The organism is Stenotrophomonas sp. NA06056 (genome assembly GCF_013364355.1).
GTDB lineage: Bacteria > Pseudomonadota > Gammaproteobacteria > Xanthomonadales > Xanthomonadaceae > Stenotrophomonas.
This window is the reverse complement of sequence record NZ_CP054931.1, coordinates 1,792,143-1,812,895: the sequence shown is the minus strand read 5'-3', so window position 1 is coordinate 1,812,895 and position 20,753 is coordinate 1,792,143. Positions and strand designations below refer to the sequence as shown.

Below are 20,753 nucleotides of genomic sequence, written 5' to 3'. Positions count from 1 at the left end.
CCGGCCTTACTGCATCACATGCACGGCGCACAGCTTGTTGCCGTCCGGATCACGCAGGTAGGCCAGGTACAACTGGCGCCCTGCCTTCTGCCGCACGCCAGCCGGATCTTCCACTGCAGTACCGCCATGGGCGACCCCTGCTTCCTGCCAGGCATGCACCGCCTGCGGGTCTGCCAGCGCAAATCCGATGGTGCCGCCGTTGGCATGGCACGCCGCCTGGCCATCGATGGGCGGAATGACCATGAACATCCGTCCATCCTTGATGTAGACCAGCTTGCCCTCGTCATCGAACACACCTGCGCGGCCGCCGACGGCGGTGAACAAGGCATCGTAGAAGCGACGGGAGATCTCCATGTCGTTGGTTCCGACGGTGACGTGACTGAACATGCGGGCACTCCGTTGCGGGAAAGCCCAAGTGTCGGCCACTGCATCGACGACGGCAACGGCACCGGCCGCAGCAGGTTTGTGGTGGGCGCCTTCACGCGACTATAATGGGAATCATTCTCATTGACGACCGACGCTGATGGCCGTGCCCGCCACCTCCAGCTCCGTGCTGGCGGGGTTCTACCGCGAACACCACGGCTGGCTGCTGGGCTGGCTGCGGCGGCGCACCCACAACGCCGAGTGCGCAGCCGACCTGACCCAGGACACCTTCGTACGCCTGCTCAGCCGCCGGGTGGACCCTGCCGAGCTGCGCCTGCCGCGCGCCTACCTGACCACCATCGCCCACGCGCTGCTGGTCAACCACTGGCAGCGCGCCGATCTGGAACGGGCCTATCTGGCGGCGCTGGCGGCACAACCGGAGCCGGTGCATCCCTCCGCCGAAGAACGCACCCAGGCGCTGCAGCTGCTGCATGCCATCGCAGAGATGCTGCAGGGCCTGCCCGAGCGCCCGCGGCGCGCTTTCCTGATGGCACGCCTCTCCGGCATGGGCTATGCGCAGATCGGCCAGCAGCTGGGCGTTTCCGAACGGATGGTCAAGAAGTACATGGCGCAGGCGATGCTGCATTGCCTGCAGCTTTGCGGCGACCTCCCGGCATGAGCCACGGCATCGCCTCGCCGGCGCTGGAACAGGCCGCCGAATGGTTCGCAATGCGCCAGCAGGGCACCTGGAGTGGCGACGATCAGTGCCGCTGGGAAGCATGGCTGCGCGAGCATGCCGAGCACGCCCGGGCGTGGCAGCGGGTCGAATCCATCTGGACCTCGTTTGCTCCGCTGGCGCCGCATGCTGCCGCACAGGCCCTGGATGCAGCGGGTCGCCGTCGTCGTCGCGCCCTGCGCGGCATCGGTGGCGTACTGGGGCTGGGGGCCATCTCGCTGCTCGGCCTGCAGGGCCTGCACTCGCAGCGACAACGACTGCCGCTGCGCACGACGGCAGGAAATACCGGCGCGTGGACCCTGCGCGACGGCAGCCAGCTGTGGCTCAACGCCGACAGCGAAGTCGTCGTCGATTTCGCCGAAGGCCGTCGTGCGCTGTACCTGCTGCAGGGCGAACTGCTGCTGCAGACCGGGCACGCGCCTGCTTACGCCCAGCTGCCATTGACCGTACACACTGCTGGCGCCCGTCTGCAGCCGATCGGTACACGCTTTGCGGTCGGCCGCTGCGGACAGGACAGTCGGCTGGATGTATTCGAAGGCACCGTACGTTGCCTGCCCCTGCTGGGCGCTGCGCTGGACGTGGTTGCGGGTACCGGGGCGCGCATTGGCGCATTGGGTGCACTGCAGCCGGTGGCTTTGGATCCGTTGCGCGGTGATTGGACCGACGGCCGCCTGCAGGTGACCGACACACCCTTGGTCCGCGTGATCGATGAACTGGCACGCCACCATCGCGGCTATCTGGGCTGTGATCCACGCGTGGCAGCATTGAAGGTGACGGCGGTGCTGCCACGGCTGGACAGCCTGCAGGCACTGCCGTTGCTGGCGCGCGCCCTGCCGATCCGCATTGAACAACCGTGGCCCTGGTGGACCGTGCTGCGCCCCGCCTGATCGCACGGTTCCCTTTTCTGTCGCTCACCGGGCAGTACAGAAGAACCCCTTGCGGAACACCGCCCCATGACGTCCCCCCACCCCCTCCCCTGCCCTCGCCCGCTGGCACTCGCACTTTGCCTGGCCATCATCGGGCCAGCCCTCCTGCCCGTCAGTGCACACGCACAGAACGCCGCCGCGACGGCCGACCAGTGGCACATCGCTGCCGGTCCGCTCGACCAGGCCCTGACTGCCTTCGGCCAGCACTCTGGACTCAACGTGGCCGTCGATGCGCGCCTGACCCGTGGCCTGCGCAGCCCGGGCGTGCAGCGCCCGGAGTCGGTGGACGCGGCACTGTCGCAGCTGCTGGCCGACACCGGGCTCACCTTCCAGCGCGATGCCGAGGGTGTCGTGCTGCACCCCGCACCTGCGCGCGACAATGACGGCGTTCGCCAGATTGGCACCCTGCGTGTTGGCGGTGAGGCCAGCGAAGGCGCTTCACCGTGGGGCTTGGCCGATGCCGACGCGGTCTACCGTGACAGCGGCTCGCGCGTGCATCTGGACCACCAGCAGCTGGAGCGCTTCCGCGGGCAGTCCATCGGCGATGTGCTGGCCGGCGCGGTCGGCGTGCACACCGGCGATGTGCGCAACGGCGGCGCACTGGACGTGAACATCCGCGGCCTGCAGGGCCAGAACCGGGTGCCGGTGATCATCGACGGTGGTCAGCAGGCCATCGATGTCTATCGTGGCTATGCTGGCCTGCAGCAGCGCAGCTACCTCGACCCTGACCTGATCAGTTCAGTCAGCATCGAAAAGGGACCGAGCCTGGCCGCCAACGCCGCCAGCGCGATCGGCGGCGTGGTCTACATGGAAACGCTGAACGTCGATGACATCCTCGACGATGGCCAGAGCTGGGGCCTGCGCGTGCGCGGTGGCGTGGCCGACAACAGCATCGACCGCACCCGCTCGTTCAAGCAGGTGGCGCGCGGCAACGACAACCGCAACAGCCTGCGCGATCCACGTGACTGGAATGGCAGCGTGGCCTTCGCCCAGCGCGGCGAGGACTGGCAGTTCGTGGCGGCCTACGCACGGCGACGCCAGGGCAACTACTTCGCAGGCCGCAACGGCGCAGACCGCTACGACGACCAGCATCTGTCCAGCGGCGGCACCGGCATGTCCAGCCAGGCGGTCTCGGACATGTACCACCCGGGCGATGAGGTACTGAACACGCATACCGACAACGAATCGGCGCTGCTGAAGTTCACTTGGACACCCAACCCCGACCAGCGGCTTGAGCTGAGCCACCGTTACTTCAACTCAAGCTTCGGCGAGATCATGCCGTCGGCGATTGGCCGTGTCGGCGAGTCCAACGAATGGGTGACCTATGTGGACAAGGCCAACACCATGTTCCAGTTCGAGCCCGGGCAGATGCGGCTCAATGCCACCTCGCTGCGCCACCGCTACCGGCCTGAGGCGCACCCGTGGCTGGACCTGAGCAGCACGCTGTGGTTCACCACCGCCACCAGCCGCATGTTCAACAGCAACATCGCCAACACGCCGCTGTTCAAGGACGTGCCCAACGACCAGATGCCGGACACGCTGGGCGAGACCTACGGGCCTGGCCTGCAGTCGGACGTGAAGACCCGGCGCTGGGGCGTGGACAGCAGCAATACCACCCGCTTCAGCAACGGCCTGGGTGACTGGACCCTGCGCTATGGTGCCGCCTTCCAGCACGAGGACACGGCGCCGAACTCGCCGGTGCTGCCGGTGGACTACAACAACAACCGCTACCTGCGCTCGGGCACGCGGCGCGAGGCCAGCGCTGTCGCGTCGCTGCAATGGCAGCCGTGGGACTGGCTGTCACTGACCGCCGGCGGTCGTTTCATCGACTACCGCACCCGCGACCGCAACCGCGTCGCCTTCGTCAGTGAATCACGCGACCTGCGCTACACCTTCGCACGCCTTAGCAAGGGCGGCCAGCTGCTGCCGGGCTGGTACAAGGAGTGGTATCCGGACGCACAGGGCAACTACACCTACGACTCGCTGCGGGCCACGCCGTACGGCGACAGCACGCTGGGCCAGAGCTACGACTTCGATGGCTTCATTCCCGACCCGCGCGGCGCCAACGGCTTCTATACCAAGCAGATTCCCACCGCGTGGGGCTACAAGCCGGCGATCCGCCGTTCCGGCCATGGCTTCGCGCCGTATGCCGAGGCCCGCTTCAACCTCGACCAGGACATGTTCTTCTACGTGAAGTACGCACAGGGCTGGAAGATGCCCAGCCTGTTCGAATCGACACTGGGCAACAGCACCTCGGCACCGGTGGCCGACCTGAAGCCGGAGAAGAACCGCTCCTGGGACATCGGCTTCAGCCTGCTCAAGCAGGACCTGTGGCGCGACGGTGACCGCCTGGCGTTCAAGGTGGCCTGGTTCAAGAACGATATCGACAACGCAATCACCCGCCGCTTCGATTCCAGCAACTGGGCCTTCTATGTCGACAACGTCGACAACTACACGATCTCCGGTTACGAGCTGCAGTCCGGCTATGACGCCGGCATTGTGTACCTGGACCTGTCAGCCAGCTACTACCAGCGCGCACGCACCTGCGATGCGGCCACCGCCAAGCGCCTGCGCGACGACCCGTATGCGAAGTGGAGCAAGCTGGACACCACGCAGGACTGCGTGGACGGCGGCTTCGGTACGTCCTTCGTCAATGCGCAGAACCCGCCGAAGTACTCGATCCACAGCACGCTCGGATTCCGCCTGTTCGACAAGCGACTGGATACCGGCATCCGCCGCACCTACAACAGCGGCCCCACCCATGAGCTGGACAAGCCCTGGAACACCACCGGTTCGACCGGCCTGCAGAACATCTACCTGCCAACTGCGATCTACGACTTCTATGCGCGCTGGCAGTTCACCCCGAAGGCCGAGGTGGAGCTAGTGGTCAACAACCTGCGCAACACCTACTACATGGACACGCTGGCGATGAGCCTGATGCCCGGCCCGGGCCGAACCACCCGGCTGAGCTTCACCGCACGTTTCTAAGCCCCGCGGATGTGACAGCGCCCCGGAGAAATCATCCCCGGGGCGCTTGCTTGCGGCGGCTCACGCTCTGGCAGGTGCAAACCCTGGTTGGCACAGCAACGCGTTACTTCGCAGTACTCAGCAGCAGCACTGCAACAGTGACCAGACCGATGCCGACCCAGCCGACCGGGCGCAGGCGGTTGCCGAACAGCAGGCGCCCACAGGTGGCGGTACCGATCACGCCAATCGCACCCCACATCGCATAGGCGGTGGCCAGGTCCATGTAGCGCACGGCCTGGCCCAGCAGGGCGAAGGCGATCCAGACCAGCACGATGGCGCCGACACCCCAGCGCCAGCGGCGGAAGCCCTCCGACTTGGCCACCATCATGTTGGCGGCGACGTCGATCAAGGCGGAACAGATCACGAAAAACAGGGCCATCATGTTCATCAGTGCGCCTCCCCGAGGGTGACACAGACGATGCCGACCACCGCCAGCACCAGACCGGCCAGCTGCTGCAGCGACAGGCTCTCGCCGAAGACGGTGAGGCCGACCACGGTCAACAGGGTCAGGCCGAGGCCTTCCCACACCGCATAGGCCACGCCGACGGCGATACGGCGCACCGACAGCGCCAGGAAGTAATAGGACAACGCCAGCGCGCCGGCCATGATCAGGTAACCGGTCCAGCCGCCATCGCGGGCGGCCTGGGCCATGAACGAGGTGCCGACCACTTCGGCAACGATGGCCACGGTCAGGCAGGCCCAGGCGACCAGCGCGCCACGGGCGGGAACAGTACGGGACATGTGAAACTCCTTGCGGGATGGGGACAGCCCCCATCAGTAGGTCCACGCCATGCGTGGACAATCCGGAACACCCCCGCAGACAGGGGCGACGGCGGCCAGTATCATCGCCTTTTACGGTGGTATCAAAATGGAATCCATCGACAGGAGCGATGGATTAATGCCCTATTCTCCCGAATCCCTGCAGGCCTTCGTGGAAGCCGCGGCGCTGGGCTCGTTCTCGGCGGCCGCGCGCCGGCTGCGCAAGACGCAGTCCACGGTCAGTACCGCCATCGCCCATCTGGAGGCGGACCTGGGCATGGTCCTGTTCGACCGCGGCGGCCGTTACCCGCAGTTGACTGACGCCGGGCGGCAGGTGTTGGGCCACGCGCAGGAAATCCTCGCCGCCGACGCGCGCCTGCAGCAGCTCAGCGTACGCCTCGCAGCGCCGGTAGAGCCACGCCTGACCGTGGTGTTCTCCGATGTGTACCAGTTGGATCCGGCGCAACGCGTGCTGCAGCGGTTTGCCGAGGCGTTTCCCGAGATCGAGCTGGAATGGCTGGATGCCGAAGGGCGGGACGTGCTGGAACTGGTGGATGTCGGGCGCGCCGGGCTGGGACTGCTGCCGCGGCAGGCGCAGTACCCCGATGCGCTGGTGGCCCAGCCCCTGGCCCATCACAGCGAACTGGCGGTGTATGTGGCCAACGATCATCCGCTGGCGCAGGCTGGCGTGCGCGCAGCGGCACAACTGGCCCGGCACCGTCAGGTGCGGCTGAGCGCGCAGGTCGACCACGCACCGCCGATCAGCGGGCCGGCATGGACCGCGTCGGATTATCTGATGGTGATGGAGATGGCCGAGGACGGCATCGGCTGGGCCGAGCTGCCGCGTGCGCTGGTGCAGCGCTATGACCGTGGCCGCCTGCAGGAACTGCGCGTGCCCGGCTGGCCGCGCCGCATCCACAGTGACCTGGTATGGCGCCGCGATACGCCGCCGGGGCCGGCGGCGTTGTGGTGGGCCGAAGCGTTGGGGTGAAGTTTCAGCGGCACCCCATCCACGCATGGCGTGGATCTACTGCCCTCTGAAATCCACGCATGGCGTGGATCTACTGCACGCTGAAGTAGATCCACGCCATGCGTGGATGCACAGGACGTCAGCAGATCACGGGTTGGCCAGCGCGTAATCCAGCGCCGAACACACCGCCGCCACCTGCGCGTCGTTGCACTGCTGCGGCGTCGCCCGCGGGCTGTCCGGGTAGACCTCGGTGGTGGTGGTGTACTTCGCTCCAGTGATGCCGGCGCACAGGCCCAGCGGCACCAGCGCGTACTCGATCACGCCATGCGCAACCACCGGCGAACCGATGATCTCGCCCTTGTCGTCGGCCGGTGCGATATGGGTCACCTTCTCCACTTCGGCGACCACGGCCTGCTGGAACGCCGGCTGCGGATTCTCGCTGTCGTCCACCAGGTAGAAGCCATCGGGAATAAGGCCCGGTTCAAACGGCTTGCCATCGCGCGCGGCCAGTGCGGGACGGAACTCGCTCTCGTCGCTGTCGGTGGTTTCGTGCAGGTCGATATGCAGCACGAACTGGCCCTTGTACGGCGCGATCAGTTCGATGACGGCGGTCGATTCTCGTGCCGGACCTTCGGCGCGGAAATTGCGGTTCGGGTCGATCGCATCGAAGTTCCAACGGTTGATGCGCTCGAAGCCCCACGGATTCACGCACGGCGCGACCAGAACGTTGGCCTTGCCGGCATAGCGGGCGGCATGCTTTTCGAGGAACTCCAGCGCGCCCAGCACGCCACTGGTCTCGTAGCCATGCACACCGCCGGTTACCAGCGCGGCCGGCAAAGCCGGATTCCAGTCGCGGCTGCGCAGGGCGAACAGGGTGTAGGTCTCGCCTGCATAGTCGAGCTGGCCGTAGGCCACCTTGTCGAAGCGCTCGGCCAGCGCATCGATGCGCGGCAGCACCTCCTCGTCATAGCGGCGCAGGCGCTGCTGGCGCGCACGCCACTGCTCCCGTTCCGCCACGCCCCACGGCTGGCCAGGGGTTCCGACGGGGTAGAAAGCAGCAGTGGACATGGCAGATCTCAGCGGGTCAGGGAGCAATCAACCACTTTACCACCGGGCCAACGCGCTGAACCGCGCGCCGATTCCAATGGCGAATGGAATCAGCAATAATTCTCATTTACAACCTTCCACAGCCTGCACCGATGCCCATCCCTGCCCTGCAACCGGCCCGCCTGCCCCTGGCCGCCACCCTCGCCCTGTGCCTGATCCCGGCCGCCAACGCTTTCGCACAGGACAGCGCCACCACCCTCGACAGCATCCAGGTATCGGGCAGCTGGCTGGGCACCGGCCTGCACGACAGCGTCAAAAGCTTTGCCGGCGCGCGTACCGTGGTTGACCGCCAGCGCATCGAGGCCAGCGGCGCCGCCAGCCTGGGCGATGCCATGCGCCGCATTCCCGGCGTACAGGTCACCGACAACTCCGGCACTGCTGGCAGCTCAGTGTCGCTCAACATCGGCGTGCGTGGCCTGACCGGTCGCTACTCGCCGCGCTCGACCGTGCTGCTGGACGGCGTGCCGCTGGCGGTTGCACCGTACGGGCAGCCGCAACTGTCCTTCGCCCCGGCCAGCCTGGCCAACATCGAGTCGATCGACGTGGTGCGTGGTGGCGGCGCGGTGCGCTACGGGCCGCAGAACGTGGGCGGCATCATCAATTTCAGCACCCGCGCCATTCCCACCGAAGCCGGCCTGCACGGCGAAGCCGGCGTGCGCTACACCGCCTACGACCATGGCGGCGGCGACAGCACCCAGTACAACGCCTTCCTCGGTGGCACCGCTGACAACGGTCTGGGCGCAGCCCTGCTCTACTCCGGCCAGGACGGCCGCGGCTGGCGCCAGGGAAGCGATGATCGCTTCAACGATCTCGCGCTGAAGTTCGCCTATGCCATCGACGAACAGCAGGCGCTGCGCGCCAAGCTCTCCTACTACGACGTTCGCTCGCTGACGCCGGGCGGCCTGACCCGCGCGCAATACGAGACCGACCCGTTCCAGAACACCCGGCCCACCGACTTCTGGAAGGGCCATCGCACCGGCATCGACCTGGGCTACACCAACACGCTGTCGGAAAACAGCGAGTTCGAGGTGCTGGCCTATTACAACGAAAGCAACCGCGCCAGCTCGCTGATCAACGCCGCCAACACGCAGATCACGGTGCAGCCGCGCGATTACCGAGTGCTCGGCATCGAACCGCGCTACACCCAGCGCCTGCACTGGGGCAGCAGCGTGCACGACATCACTGCCGGCTACCGCTTCCTGCGCGAGCGCGGCAATGACCGCAGCTACACCGTGACCCGCCGTACCGGTGCGGCCGGCGTGACCACCCGCTTCGACAACGCCACCGATGCGCACGCGTTCTACGTGGATGACCGTATCGCCATCGGCAAGTGGCGGATCACGCCCGGCGTGCGCATGGAATGGATCGACATGGACCGCCAGCAGGCCGGTGGCGGCGCCAACTTCAGCAGCCGCAGCGACAAGGCCCTGCCCTCGCTCAACGTCGCCTACCTGCTGACCCCGCAGCTGACCGTGTTCGGCAACTACACCACCTCGTTCGGGCCGGTGCAGAACATCCAGCTGAATTCGCAGACCGCAACCAATCCGCTGAACCCGGAAATCGCCAAGACCACCGAACTGGGCGCGCGCTGGCAGGATGGCGCGCTGCGCGCGGAAGTGACCGTGTTCAAGATGCGCTTCGACAACCAGATCCTGCAGGTCCCGGGCATCACCCCACCCACCTTCCAGAACATCGGCGCCACGGACCACAAGGGCGTGGAAAGCGCGATCGAATACCGCTTCGCCGAGAGCAGCGCGCTGGCCGGGCTGGAGCTGTACGCGAACTACACCTGGACCAAGGCCATCCAGCAGTCCGGCGACAACCGCGGCCTGGATGTACCGTTCTATTCGCGCGACACCGACAGCATCGGCGCCCGTTATGCGCTTGCCGGCTGGACCTTCAACGTGTCCAGCACCCACCAGAGCGGCCAGTTCTCCGATGCCGCCAACACCTGGAACGAAACCGCCGATGCGCGCGTGGGACGTGTGCCGGGCGTACGCCTGTGGAACGCGCAGGCCGCCTGGCAGCTGCCGTGGCTGGCCGACAGCGAAGTTGCGGTGGGCGTGAACAACCTGGCCGACAAGCGCTGGTACACCCGCAACGTGGATGGCAACGCCGGGCGCATGGTGGCCGCACCGCGCACGTTCTACGTGCAGGGCCGCTACCGCTTCTGAGTGCAGTAACCGCCTGATGCGGTGACGGTGGCGCTCACGGGGGCGGCGTATCATGCCGCCACCATGTCGTCCGCCGCTTCGCCATCGCGCCTGCATCTGGCCTTCCAGGGCCTGCAGTTGCGCCTGCGCGGCAGCGACCTGTGGTTCATAGCCCTGGCCCTGCTGGTCGGGCTGATCGCCGGTGGCCTGACCCTGTTGCAGGCTGGGCTGGCACGCACCCTGCAGGCCGCGCTGTATGGCCTGGACGAGGGCATGCGCCTGAGCTCGTTGCCCGCATTGACCTGGACCGCGCTGCTGGTGCTGCCGCTGGGTGGCCTGGTGGTGGGCCTGGTCAGCCTTGCTGCGACGCGCCTCAAGCGCCCCTTGCTGGATGCCGTGGAAGCCAATGCGCTGCACGGCGGTCGCATGTCCATGCGCGACAACCTGATCGTGTTGACCCAGACCCTTGTCTCCAACGGCTGCGGCGCGTCGGTCGGACTGGAAGCGTCGTACACACAGATGGGCGCGGGTAGCGGCTCGCAGCTGGGGCGCGTGATGCGCCTGCGCCGCAACGATGTGCGCATCCTGGTCGGTGCAGGTGCGGCCGGTGCGATCGCCGCGGCCTTCGGCGCTCCGCTGGCCGGGGCGTTCTATGCCTTCGAGATCGTCATCGGTGCCTATACGCCGGCCGCACTGGCACCGGTGGCGGTGGCCGCGCTGGCCGGCGCCTTCGTTGCCGACCAGGCCGGCGTGGAAGCCTATCTGCTGCCGGCGGCATCCACCATCGACGTGCGCGCAGCCGATTATGCGATCTACGGCCTGCTTGGCTGCTGCTGTGCGATGGTCGGCATCGCGGTGATGCGCCTGATCGCCTCCATCGAGGGCACCGTCAAGCGCAGTCCGTTGCCGCTGTGGGGGCGCCCGGTGGTGGGCGGCCTGCTGCTGATTCCACTGGCACTGGCCAGTCCGCAGGTACTGTCGTCCGGCCACGGAGCGCTGCACCTGGACCTGACCACGCACCTGCCGTTGATCTGGATCGGCGGACTGCTGACCCTCAAATGCCTCGCGTCGGGCATCTCGCTCGGTTTTGGCTTCCGCGGCGGCCTGTTCTTCGCCTCGCTGTTCATGGGCACCCTGGTCGGCGCCCTGTTTGCCGGACTTCTGGCGATGGCCACCGGCGTACCGGTGATCGACGCCACCTCGGCGGCGCTGGCGGGCATGGCCGCACTGGCCGCGGCCGTGGTCGGCGCGCCGATGACCATGGCCATGCTGGTGCTGGAAGGCACCCACGACTTCCTGCTGACCAGCGTGGTGATGAGCGCGGTACTGGTGTCCAGCACCCTGGTACGGCAATGGTTCGGCTATTCCTTCTCGACCTGGCGCATGCATCTGCGCGGCGAAACCATCAAGAGCGCGCGTGACATCGGCTGGGTACACAACCTCAACGCCGGGCGGATGATGCGCAAGGGTATCGCTACTGCGCCGGCCGACCTCGATGCCGCCACGTTCCGTCAGCGCTTCCCGCTGGGCTCGGGCAGCCGGGTGATCCTGATCGACAGTGAAGGCCACTACGCCGGCATCGTGCAGATTCCGCGCCTGTTCGGTGACGGCGTGAAGCCCGAGGACGTGGTGGGTACGTTCGCCGAGAACCGCGATGTGGCGCTGGCCGCAAGCGCGGACGTGGTGAGCGTGATGCAGCGGTTCGACCAGACCCAGGCCGATGAACTGGCGGTGGTAGCTGGCGATGGCCAGGTACTGGGCGTGGTGTCTGAAGCATTCGTGCGCAAGCGCTATGCGGAGGAGCTGGACAAGCGCCAGCGCGAAATGATGGGCGAGCGCGTCGACGAGTAGATCCACGCCATGCGTGGATGATGTCCCGACGCCCCCCACCCATCCACGCATGGCGTGGATCTACTGTACAGCCAGCCCCCGACCGTGCGTCGACTGGTAGATCCACGCCATGCGTGGATGATGTCCCGGCGCCCGCGCCCATCCACGCATGGCGTGGATCTACTGTACAGCCAGGCCCCCGACCGCGCGTCGACTGGTAGATCCACGCCATGCGTGGATGATCTCCCGACGCCTCCGCCCGTTCACGCATGGCGTGGATCTACTGTACAGCCAGCCCCCCGACCGCGCGTCGACTGGTAGATCCACGCCATGCGTGGATGATCTCCCGACGCCCCCGCCCATCCACGCATGGCGTGGATCTACTGTACAGCCAGGCCCCCGGCCGCGCGTCGACTGGTAGATCTACGCCATGCGTCGATGATGTCCCGGCGCCCCCACCCATCCACGCATGGCGTGGCTCTACTGCACAGCCGGGCCCCCGACCGCGCGTCGACTGGTAGATCCACGCCATGCGTGGATGATCTCCCGACGCCCCCACCCATCCACGCATGGCGTGGATCTACTGTCACGTTGTGCGGGTAGACTGCGGCCATGCGCTTCATTGAAACCTTCCAGGCTGGCCCCTTCGCCGACACCGTGGTCAGCCTGCTGGCAGCGTTCGTATTGGGTACCCTGATCGGCGCCGAGCGCCAATATCGGCAGCGCACCGCCGGCCTGCGCACCAACGTGCTGGTGGCCGTGGGCGCCGCCGCCTTCGTCGACCTGGGCATGCGTATCGCTGGCAGCGCCGAAGCGGTGCGGGTGATCTCGTATGTGGTCTCTGGCGTCGGCTTCCTCGGCGCTGGTGTGATCATGAAGGAAGGCATGAACGTGCGCGGCCTGAACACTGCGGCGACGCTGTGGTGCTCAGCTGCCGTGGGCAGCTGCACCGGCGCCGACATGCTGGCCGAAGGCGTGCTGCTGACCGTACTGATCATCGCCGGCAATACCCTGCTGCGCCCGCTGGTGAACGCGATCAACCGCATTCCGATCAACGAAGCCACCAGCGAGGCGACCTACGAAGTGCGCCTGAGCGTGGACGCTGACGCGGTGCCGCGCGTGCGCGAGCGTCTGGTCGATGTGCTGGAAGCAGCGCAGTACCCGGTCGGCGACGTACAGCTGGTCGAGCACGCCGATGCGCCTACCGATGTGATCGCAGTGCTGGTCAGCACCGCGGTCAGCGCCGACGAACTGGACGTGGTGCTGGCTCGGATGGAGCAGGTGCCGGGCGTGCTGCACGCTACCTGGGAAGTCAGCACCCGCGATTGAGCGGGGGGTGGCGGTTCATCCACGCAGGGCGTGGATCTACTGCTCATGCACGCGCCACGCGCTGCTGCGCACGTAGCAATCTGCGGAAAGAGGCGCAGCGCCGTGCATCGTCTGCGTGTGGACAGGCTGCAGCCCGCCGCAGCCGATCCTGCACCCGCTGCAGTCCGCGTATCTGCCGCTGCAGCGCATCGGCCTGGGCCAGCAATGCCGTGCGGTCCAATGCGAGCCCTGCCCCCTGCGGCATCGCGGCGCCGATCTGCTGCAGCGACAGACCCGCAGACTGCCCCAGGCCGATCAGCGCCAGCCGTTCCAGCACCTGTTCGTGATACTGCCGGCGCAGGCCGCGCCGCCCCAGCACCTGCAGCAGGCCGAGCTGCTCGTAGTAGCGCAGGGTCGAGGCCGGCACGCCACTGCGGCGCACCACCTCACCGATATCCAGTTCCTGCATCGTGCTTGACCTCAAGTGGGCTTCAGGCGCCACCATGGTCGCACTCTCCGCGCAAGGCAAGCCCATGACCGATTCCCTCCCGCTTGATCAGAACGCGCTCTGGAACGGGCCCGCTGGCGAGAACTGGGTCGCGCAGCAGGCGCTGCTGGACAGCCTGTTCCACCCGATGGCCGATGCCCTGCGCGACGAACTGCCGGCTACTGTCACAGAACTACTGGACATCGGCTGTGGCACCGGCGCCAGCACCCTGACCGCCGCCACGGCGCGTCCTGACGCACATTGCACAGGCGTGGACATCTCGGCACCGATGCTGGCCCTCGCCCGCCAACGTGCCGCCACCCTCGGGCGCGACATCGACTTCATCGTTGCCGACGCGCAGCGCCATGCCTTCGCAACGGCGCACTACAACTGGCTCCAGTCACGCTTCGGGGTAATGTTCTTCGAGGACACGCCGGCCGCCTTCGCCAACCTGCACCGTGCCGCCCAAGCGGGCGCAGGCCTGCGCTTCATCGCCTGGCGCAGCGCGCAGGAAAATCCATTCATGACGACTGCCGAGCGCGCCCTTGCAGACCAGCTGACGCTGCCAGTGCGAGCGCCCGGTGCACCAGGACAGTTCGCCTTTGCCGACGGCGAGCGGGTGCGCCAGCTGCTGCAGCGTGCCGGATGGCAGGACGTGGACGTATCGCCGCTGGACCTGACCTGTTTCCTCACCCGTGACGGACTGGCCCGCTATGTCGGCCAGCTTGGGCCCGTGGGTCTGGCCCTGCGTGCGCTGCCCGCCGAACGCGCAGATGCGCTGCTGCAACAGGCACTGACCGCGTTCGCACCGTTCATCGAAGGTGATCGCGTGCGGGTAGAGACCGCCTGCTGGATGATCCGCGCCCGCGCCTAGCACCAGAAATGGGGACGTAGGGGATCAAGTCGTTCATGCTCCGACTGTGCGGGAAACGACTTGATCCCCGCCGTCCCCTCTTCTCTACAAGGCCTCGCCGGCATCGGCCAGGCGCGATTCGATCAACGCGTACCACTGCTCGAGCATGTCGACCAGCATGTCCAGCTCGGCATCGGCGCGCTGTGCGCGGCCGCTACGCAGACAAGCCTGCGCTTCCTGCAATTGAGTGAGGAAGCCGGCGACGGTATCGGCCTGCAGGATCAGGCCCGGCAGTCGGCGCCCGGGAATGCGCACCACCGCATGGTTGCCAAGCTGGCCGTACACGCTGAGAGTGGCTTCCGTCTTCATGGACAAGGGCAGGAATTGGGCATTCATCAGGTGCACCAGGGGAGAAACCTGCCCACCGGCAGGCGTGGAAAACGGGGGAGACGTTTCCACGTCCTGCCGGCAGAACAGGGGGGACACGGGATGCCGGAGCACGCCCCGGCGCGGGGATTCAGTGCGCTCGGGCCACGCCAGCGATCTGCACCCGGCGGTTGGGCGCCAGGCAGGCGATCAGTTCGCGCCGGTTGCGCTGGTCGCACTGCACCAGCGGTTCCGCCGCGCCCCGCCCCTCAGCGCTGATGCTCGCCGCTGATACACCGCCCTGTACCAGGGCCATGCGCACGGCCTCGGCGCGCCGCTGCGACAGTGTCTGGTTGTAGGCCGCGCTGCCGATGCGGTCGGTGTAGCCGACCACCTGGATCGACTGCACCTGGCTGGCCTCGCGCACCTGCGCCAGCACGCCCTGCACTGCCTGCTGGCCGCTGGCACTGAGCACAGCACTGTCGAACCCGAACAGCGCATCGGCAGCGAGTCGCAGCGGCTGCTCCGGCAGCGGCGCCGGTGACGGTGGCGGCGGTGGCGGACGTGGTGGGTCGAGGACTGCTGCGCAGGATTCAGGCTTCCAATAGCCGCCCTGGGCGATGCCCTTGTTGTCGAAGCGCACCTGGAACTGGCAGGTGAAGTATTCGGCGCCCTGCGCAGTGCGGAAGTTGAACAGGTAGTTCCACTCGCGCACGCCCCACATGCCTTCATTGAAATGCGGGGTACCGAGCAGCGTATAGAGCTGTCGCTTGCTCATGCCCGGCGCGAACCGGCGCAGGTCGGCGATATCCGGATAGATGCCTTCCTTCAGCGATGCCTTGCTGGCCTCCGGGAAGGTGACGGCAGTGCTGCCGGCGGGACCGTCTGCGGCCGGTGCGTGGCTGCGGCAGGCGACCAGCAGCCCCGCCGCCAGGATCAGCCCGAGCGTGGCGACGACGCGGCCGGTGCGAGCGATGCAATGCGATTTCATGTCATTCCCCCTGTAGACGTTGCCCTTTGCGCCGGGTCGCCGTTGCGACCCGGCGCGGGCGATCACCACTGGATGCCGGCACCGACGGCCACACCGGCCTCGCCACGGCTGTTGGTGGAACCACTGAACTTGTAGATCCAGCGCCCGCCCTCGGACACACCGGAGATGCCCAGGGCCACGCCGGACTCGCCGTTGTAGCTGCCGGCGGCGATCGAGGCCATGTTGCGACCGGCTTCACTGGGCTGCGGCAGCGAGGCCGTTGCCATCGCCGAGGCGATACCGGCCGAGGCACGGTTGTCGGTCTTGCGCAGGTCGCGTTCGAAGCCGCCCATGCGCTCATCGGTGTAGGCCTTGGACCAGTCCAGGGTCTGCGCCATGCCCGACTTCAGCTGGTCGACATTGACTGCGTCAGTACCGGCGGTGCCGGCGGCGACGTTGCGCACCGTGGTCGGGCCACTGTTGGTGCTGCCCAGTGTCACGCTGTTGTAGTTGGTGGTGCCGTTGGTGGTGGTGTCATAGCGGATCGTGCCCTGCTGCGACGCCTGCAACTGACGCACGTTGACCGCATCGGTTGCCTGCGAGCCATCGGCGACGTTGACCACCTGGCGCTCGGCACCAGCGGCTCCCACCGACACCGTATTGGCGCGGTTGGCGACCGAGCCTGCACCCAGCGCCACCGAGTTGTCGGCCTGCGCCTTCGATCCATTGCCCAGTGCAGTCGAGTTTGCCCCGGCAGCGGTGGAGCCGGCACCGCCCGCGGCGGAGTTGGCGCCACTGGCGGACGGATCGGCCAGGTTGTTGCTGTTGTTGGCGCGGAAGCTTCCGGCCACGTTGGTGATGTTCTGGATCTTCTGGTCGGTGTAGGACTTGGACTGATCGATGGCGTAATTCACGCCATTCTTCAGCTGGCCGACGTTGGTGGCGTCGTGGTCGTCGGAACCATCGGCAACATGGGTGATCTTGCGCTCACTGCCGCTGCTGCCGACCGACACTTCGCCGGCCGAGTTGCTGCCGCCAGCCGCACCGTAGGCACCGGTATAGCCGGTCTGCGCGCCAACGCTGGCCACCGAACCCGCGCCCAGCGCAACACTGTTGCCGGCGCTGGCATTCGCACCGTTGCCGACTGCCACGCTGCCCGCACCCGCTGCGCTTGCCTGAGGGCCGACCGCCAGTGCTTCAGCACCGGTGGCCGTGGCCGCCGCAGCAGTGGAGTTCACCGCCAGGTAGGGGCTGCCGCCGCCATTGGTGATGCGCTGGTTGAGCACCCGCAGCGAGCCATCCACCGCGGAGAACGCAGCGGTGACATTGCTGTAGTCGTTGCCGGTGATTGTGCCATCGGTGGCGATGGTGGAGATGTTGAAGGTCGGCGCGGTCCACAGCCCGGTGCTGCCGTTGTACACGGTGCTGCCACCGAAGTAACTGGCCACCGTCTGATGCGTGCTGAAGAGCTGGTCGCCGGTGATGGCGTCACTGCTGCCCGCCAGGATGCTGCCAGCGGCGACATTGGTGACTTTCACCGGTGCACCACCGGTACCGCTGAGGGTCACGGTATCGACCACGTTGCCACTCCCATCCACGTCGTACTTCACGGCGCGCTTGTCCAGGTCATCGGTCTGGTCGGCAACGTTGGCCAGCGAATTGCTGACTGCGTCGAAGGCGGTGCCGACGTCGTTGTAGCTGCCCTGGCTGACCGTTCCGTTGGCGGCAACGTTGTTGAGTGTGTAGGTCGGCGCGGTGACCACGCCATTTGCATCCACTGCAGCGCCACCCCCGAGGTGGGTCGCTACGGTCTGGTTGGCCGCGAACAACTGCGCGCCGTTGATCGCTTCGCTGCTGGCCGCACTGATCTGGCCCGGGCCGAGGTTGCGCAGCGTGGTGGCCGTGCCGGCCTGGCCGAGCGTGGCGCTGCCGTAGTTGACGCTGCCATCGCCGTTGACGTCGTAGCGCAATGCGCCTTCTTCCGAGGCCTGCAACTGACCCAGGTTGACCGCGTCAGTGGTGGCGGTACCGGCAGCGACGTTGGTGACCTGACGCTCGGCGCCCGCCGCACCGATCGACACGCTGTTGGCCCGATCAGCCAGGCTGCCGGCACCGACAGCGATGCTGTTGGCGGCGGTTGCGCTGGCACCGGCGCCGACGGCAATCGATTCGGCGCCGCTGGCTACGGCTTCGGCACCGGTCGAATTCACCCGCAGGTACTTGGTGCCGGTGTTGCGGATGTCGTTGATCTGCGTGTTGAGGTTGACCAGCGAGCCGTCCACCGCATCGAAGGCGTCGGTGACGTTGTCATACAGCCCCGAGGCCACCGCGCCACCGGTGGAGATGGTGCTGATCTCGAACAGCGGTGCGGTGAAGGTGCTGGTGAGCGGATCGAACGCTGCGCGTCCGCCAAAGAACTTCGCCATGGTGTCGTTGCTGGCGAACAGCTGTGCGCCGTTGACCGCTTCGCTGCTGGTGGCATTGACCGCGCCGGCGGCCAGATTGCCGATGGTGGTGGTGCCGGTGCCACCGCCGAGCGTGACACGGCGATAGTTGGGGTCGCCTGCACCGTCCAGGTCGTAGGTGACCGCCGCCGCGCTGACCGCATCGATCTGGCTGATTGCGCCCTTCAGCTGGGCGACGTTGACCGCGTCGGTGTTGGCGCTGCCGGCCGCGAGATTGGTGATCTGCCGCTCGCCGCCACCGGCGGTGCCTACCGACACTTCACCCGCCGACACCTGTGCAGTGGTCAGGCCATAGGCGCTGTAGCTGGCCTGGGCGCCGCGCAGCGCGGCCGAGCGGTAGCCCAGCGCCACCGAATTGGCCTGGTTGGAGGTGCTCTCCGCACCGAGCAGGGTCTGTCCGTTGGCGGTGCCACTGGCGCTGTCACCGACCACCACCGAGTGCCCCATGCGTGCCGCGTAGTCGGCAGTGGGAACACCGGTCGGATCGCTCGGATCGTTGGCGCCTGCGCCAGGGAAGGCCACATTGGCATCGACCTTCGGCAGCTCATGGCGGGCATTGGCGCCGATCACCACTTCCTTGGAACCGTTGGCATAAGCGCCATCGCCCATCAGCACCTGGTAGTCCTGTGCGGCGTTGACTGCCCAGCAGGAGATGTCGGCCAGCGCGATGTCCAGGCACTTGGCCGCCCACGCCGGCGAGTCCTTGGGCAGCAGCAGGCCCAGCAGGCCACCGGGATTGCCGTTGTTGATGTTGTAGATGTAGCTGTCGGAGGTGACACCGCCGATCAGGGTCAGGTGCGAGCTGCCGCCGGTGACCGCGCCCCCCAGGCCATTGAGCGTGGTACCCACCGGCGTGGCGTTGACCACCGGCAGACCAAGCACGTTGACCGTGGAATAGGTCTGCATGACGTTGGCGGTGCTGAGCTTGAGGTTGCCGTTGGACAGGTAGCCGGTACCGCCGAACAGGCTGGCGGTGGTCGGGCCAAGCAGTTCGGTGACACCGCCCACCAGGCCACCGGTGCCGATCACCAGGCCTGCATTCGGATCGGAAGCGGCCGGCGCCTTCGGGCTGGTCGGCGGAATGGCCGACGGCGAGGTCAGGCCGAGGCTGCCCAGGGTATTGCCGACCAGGCCGCCCACGGCCCCGCCGAGATTGTTGACGGTGCCGGACAGATCCCCGTTGAGCAGGCTGCCCACCGCAGTGCCAACACCATTCAGTGCAGTGCCAACACCATTGAGCAGGCCACCCAGGCCCAGCGCGCTGTTCTGCGCGCCGACCGTTGCGGTGCCAGCCAGCTTGAGGTTGCGATCAGCGACCAGTTCCTCGCCGTCCTTGCCCTGCACGCGCACCTTGCCCGCGACACCGGCATCGAACGCAGCGGTGACCGCACGGTCATCAGTGTCGCCCGGCAGCTCTTCCTTGGCGGGCAGCGTGACCCCGGCGGTAGCACCGACCTGGCCCTGCCCTTCGATGTGCTTGCCGGCCACGGCCAGCTGCGAATCAACCTTGCCGTCAACGGCCGCTTTCAGCCCGGACGGGGTTGCACTCACTGCTGCGCCAACGTGGGTACCGGCATCCACGCTGGTCACCGGTGTACCGGCGATGCCGACGTCGGCCTTCGCTGCCGCCTTGGCAGACAGGCCCAACGGTGCCTGCGCAGCCGGTGTGACGTTGGCGGCAAGCGAGGCATCGACATGGGTAGCGGCTGCATTGCCGGCGCCGACGCTGGCGCGCACGTCGGCAGCAAGGGTCGGTGCCGGTACCTGATTTGGCGTGGCGCCGGCCGCCAGCTTGACCTGCACGGTCGCCGGCAGCACATCGCGCACAATCGGCAGCGACGTCGTGCTCAGCTGCAGGCCGACGCGCGCATTCGCACTGATCGCCGGGTTCGCCTGTGCCTGTCGCGCGGCCGCCGCCAGCGCCACCTCGGCATCGACCTTCACCGGCATCGGCTGGGTGTACTTGGCTGCCAGCGCCTGCAGGTCGCGCAGTGACTGGTTGGACTCTGTTGCCGCCGCAGGTCCGCTGGCCAGCACACACAGCAGTGCCAGGGCCAGAGTGCTGGGCACCAGAAGGCTGGCACGACGGTCACGCGGTGCGGTGCCACCGCTATCGCCGGTGGCCAGTTCCGAGGCCACAACCAGAGCATTGAGCTGGCGGTTCCATACACGCCGGTAGATGCGGTTCATGAGCATTTCCCCCGTAGGCGGACAACTTGAAAGTCAGTGGACTTGCCGTTAGGCAGGTGACTGACATTTCGCGCCTTTCAACGAGGGCTGAGCACTTCATTCCGGCAGGGCAATCGCGCATTCCGGCAAATCCACGGCCGGATTCGGCAGCCGCATATGCAAAACCGGCAGGGAGGGCTGGCCGGGCTGCCGCCCGGCACCCGCAGAGGCCAGGTCAAAGGCAACAGCAACTGCAAAAGCTTG

16 protein-coding genes are annotated in these 20,753 nt (G+C 67.1%); 8 read left to right on the top strand and 8 right to left on the bottom strand.

Annotated features, from left to right (window positions below):
* Window positions 1-6: 6 nt before the first annotated feature.
* On the bottom strand, window positions 7-387 hold the full coding sequence (locus HUT07_RS08045) for a VOC family protein (protein ID WP_176020491.1): 381 nt from the start codon (window positions 385-387) through the stop codon (window positions 7-9).
* 136 nt (window positions 388-523) lie between these two features.
* On the opposite strand from HUT07_RS08045, the gene HUT07_RS08040 reads away from it, so the two are divergent.
* The 3 genes from HUT07_RS08040 to HUT07_RS08030 all read left to right on the top strand — a co-directional run bounded on the left by HUT07_RS08040 (window position 524) and on the right by HUT07_RS08030 (window position 5,013).
* Complete coding sequence (locus tag HUT07_RS08040; protein ID WP_176020490.1) at window positions 524-1,042, top strand: sigma-70 family RNA polymerase sigma factor; 519 nt, start codon at window positions 524-526, stop codon at window positions 1,040-1,042.
* Complete coding sequence (locus HUT07_RS08035; protein WP_176020489.1) at window positions 1,039-1,986, top strand: FecR domain-containing protein; 948 nt, start codon at window positions 1,039-1,041, stop codon at window positions 1,984-1,986. The genes HUT07_RS08040 and HUT07_RS08035 overlap by 4 nt, the downstream gene beginning before the upstream one ends.
* A gap of 66 nt (window positions 1,987-2,052) precedes the next feature.
* Window positions 2,053-5,013 (top strand): TonB-dependent receptor, encoded by a 2,961-nt coding sequence (locus tag HUT07_RS08030; protein ID WP_176020488.1) that lies wholly within the window; start codon window positions 2,053-2,055, stop codon window positions 5,011-5,013.
* Between the two features lie 103 nt (window positions 5,014-5,116).
* Here the strand turns inward: HUT07_RS08030 and HUT07_RS08025 are convergent, their stop codons facing one another.
* A complete protein-coding gene (locus HUT07_RS08025) occupies window positions 5,117-5,440 on the bottom strand; it encodes an SMR family transporter (RefSeq protein WP_176020487.1) in 324 nt (107 codons plus the stop codon).
* The gene (locus HUT07_RS08020; protein WP_176020486.1) at window positions 5,440-5,793 is read right to left on the bottom strand and encodes an SMR family transporter; all 354 of its coding nucleotides are present in this window, start codon (window positions 5,791-5,793) and stop codon (window positions 5,440-5,442) included. The genes HUT07_RS08025 and HUT07_RS08020 overlap by 1 nt, the downstream gene beginning before the upstream one ends.
* 157 nt (window positions 5,794-5,950) lie before the next feature.
* Between HUT07_RS08020 and HUT07_RS08015 the strand changes: the two genes are divergently transcribed.
* Window positions 5,951-6,802: a LysR family transcriptional regulator gene (locus HUT07_RS08015; protein ID WP_176020485.1), complete on the top strand. Its 852-nt coding sequence runs from the start codon at window positions 5,951-5,953 to the stop codon at window positions 6,800-6,802.
* A 126-nt stretch (window positions 6,803-6,928) separates the two neighbouring features.
* Here the strand turns inward: HUT07_RS08015 and HUT07_RS08010 are convergent, their stop codons facing one another.
* Window positions 6,929-7,849, bottom strand: a complete 921-nt coding sequence (locus tag HUT07_RS08010) for a M14 family metallocarboxypeptidase (protein WP_176020484.1) — start codon at window positions 7,847-7,849, stop codon at window positions 6,929-6,931.
* A gap of 131 nt (window positions 7,850-7,980) precedes the next feature.
* Between HUT07_RS08010 and HUT07_RS08005 the strand changes: the two genes are divergently transcribed.
* The 3 genes from HUT07_RS08005 (at window position 7,981) to HUT07_RS07995 (ending at window position 13,200) form a co-directional block, all read left to right on the top strand.
* Window positions 7,981-10,062, top strand: coding sequence for a TonB-dependent siderophore receptor (locus HUT07_RS08005; RefSeq protein ID WP_176020483.1), 2,082 nt, complete (start codon window positions 7,981-7,983; stop codon window positions 10,060-10,062).
* A 63-nt stretch (window positions 10,063-10,125) separates the two neighbouring features.
* Window positions 10,126-11,892, top strand: coding sequence for a chloride channel protein (locus tag HUT07_RS08000; protein WP_254898824.1), 1,767 nt, complete (start codon window positions 10,126-10,128; stop codon window positions 11,890-11,892).
* A gap of 591 nt (window positions 11,893-12,483) precedes the next feature.
* Complete coding sequence (locus HUT07_RS07995) at window positions 12,484-13,200, top strand: MgtC/SapB family protein (protein ID WP_176020481.1); 717 nt, start codon at window positions 12,484-12,486, stop codon at window positions 13,198-13,200.
* Window positions 13,201-13,243: 43 nt separating this feature from the next.
* Here HUT07_RS07995 and HUT07_RS07990 read toward each other — a convergent pair whose 3' ends face one another.
* Window positions 13,244-13,648, bottom strand: a complete 405-nt coding sequence (locus tag HUT07_RS07990) for a MerR family transcriptional regulator (RefSeq protein WP_176022505.1) — start codon at window positions 13,646-13,648, stop codon at window positions 13,244-13,246.
* Between the two features lie 64 nt (window positions 13,649-13,712).
* Between HUT07_RS07990 and HUT07_RS07985 the strand changes: the two genes are divergently transcribed.
* Complete coding sequence (locus tag HUT07_RS07985; protein WP_176020480.1) at window positions 13,713-14,540, top strand: class I SAM-dependent methyltransferase; 828 nt, start codon at window positions 13,713-13,715, stop codon at window positions 14,538-14,540.
* Window positions 14,541-14,624: 84 nt separating this feature from the next.
* On the opposite strand, the gene HUT07_RS07980 is transcribed toward HUT07_RS07985, so the two are convergent.
* The 3 genes from HUT07_RS07980 to HUT07_RS07970 all read right to left on the bottom strand — a co-directional run bounded on the left by HUT07_RS07980 (window position 14,625) and on the right by HUT07_RS07970 (window position 20,510).
* Window positions 14,625-14,915: a hypothetical protein gene (locus HUT07_RS07980; protein ID WP_170929478.1), complete on the bottom strand. Its 291-nt coding sequence runs from the start codon at window positions 14,913-14,915 to the stop codon at window positions 14,625-14,627.
* Between the two features lie 121 nt (window positions 14,916-15,036).
* A complete protein-coding gene (locus HUT07_RS07975; protein ID WP_176020479.1) occupies window positions 15,037-15,876 on the bottom strand; it encodes an OmpA family protein in 840 nt (279 codons plus the stop codon).
* Window positions 15,877-15,938: 62 nt separating this feature from the next.
* The gene (locus HUT07_RS07970; RefSeq protein ID WP_176020478.1) at window positions 15,939-20,510 is read right to left on the bottom strand and encodes a YadA-like family protein; all 4,572 of its coding nucleotides are present in this window, start codon (window positions 20,508-20,510) and stop codon (window positions 15,939-15,941) included.
* Window positions 20,511-20,753 lie beyond the last annotated feature (243 nt).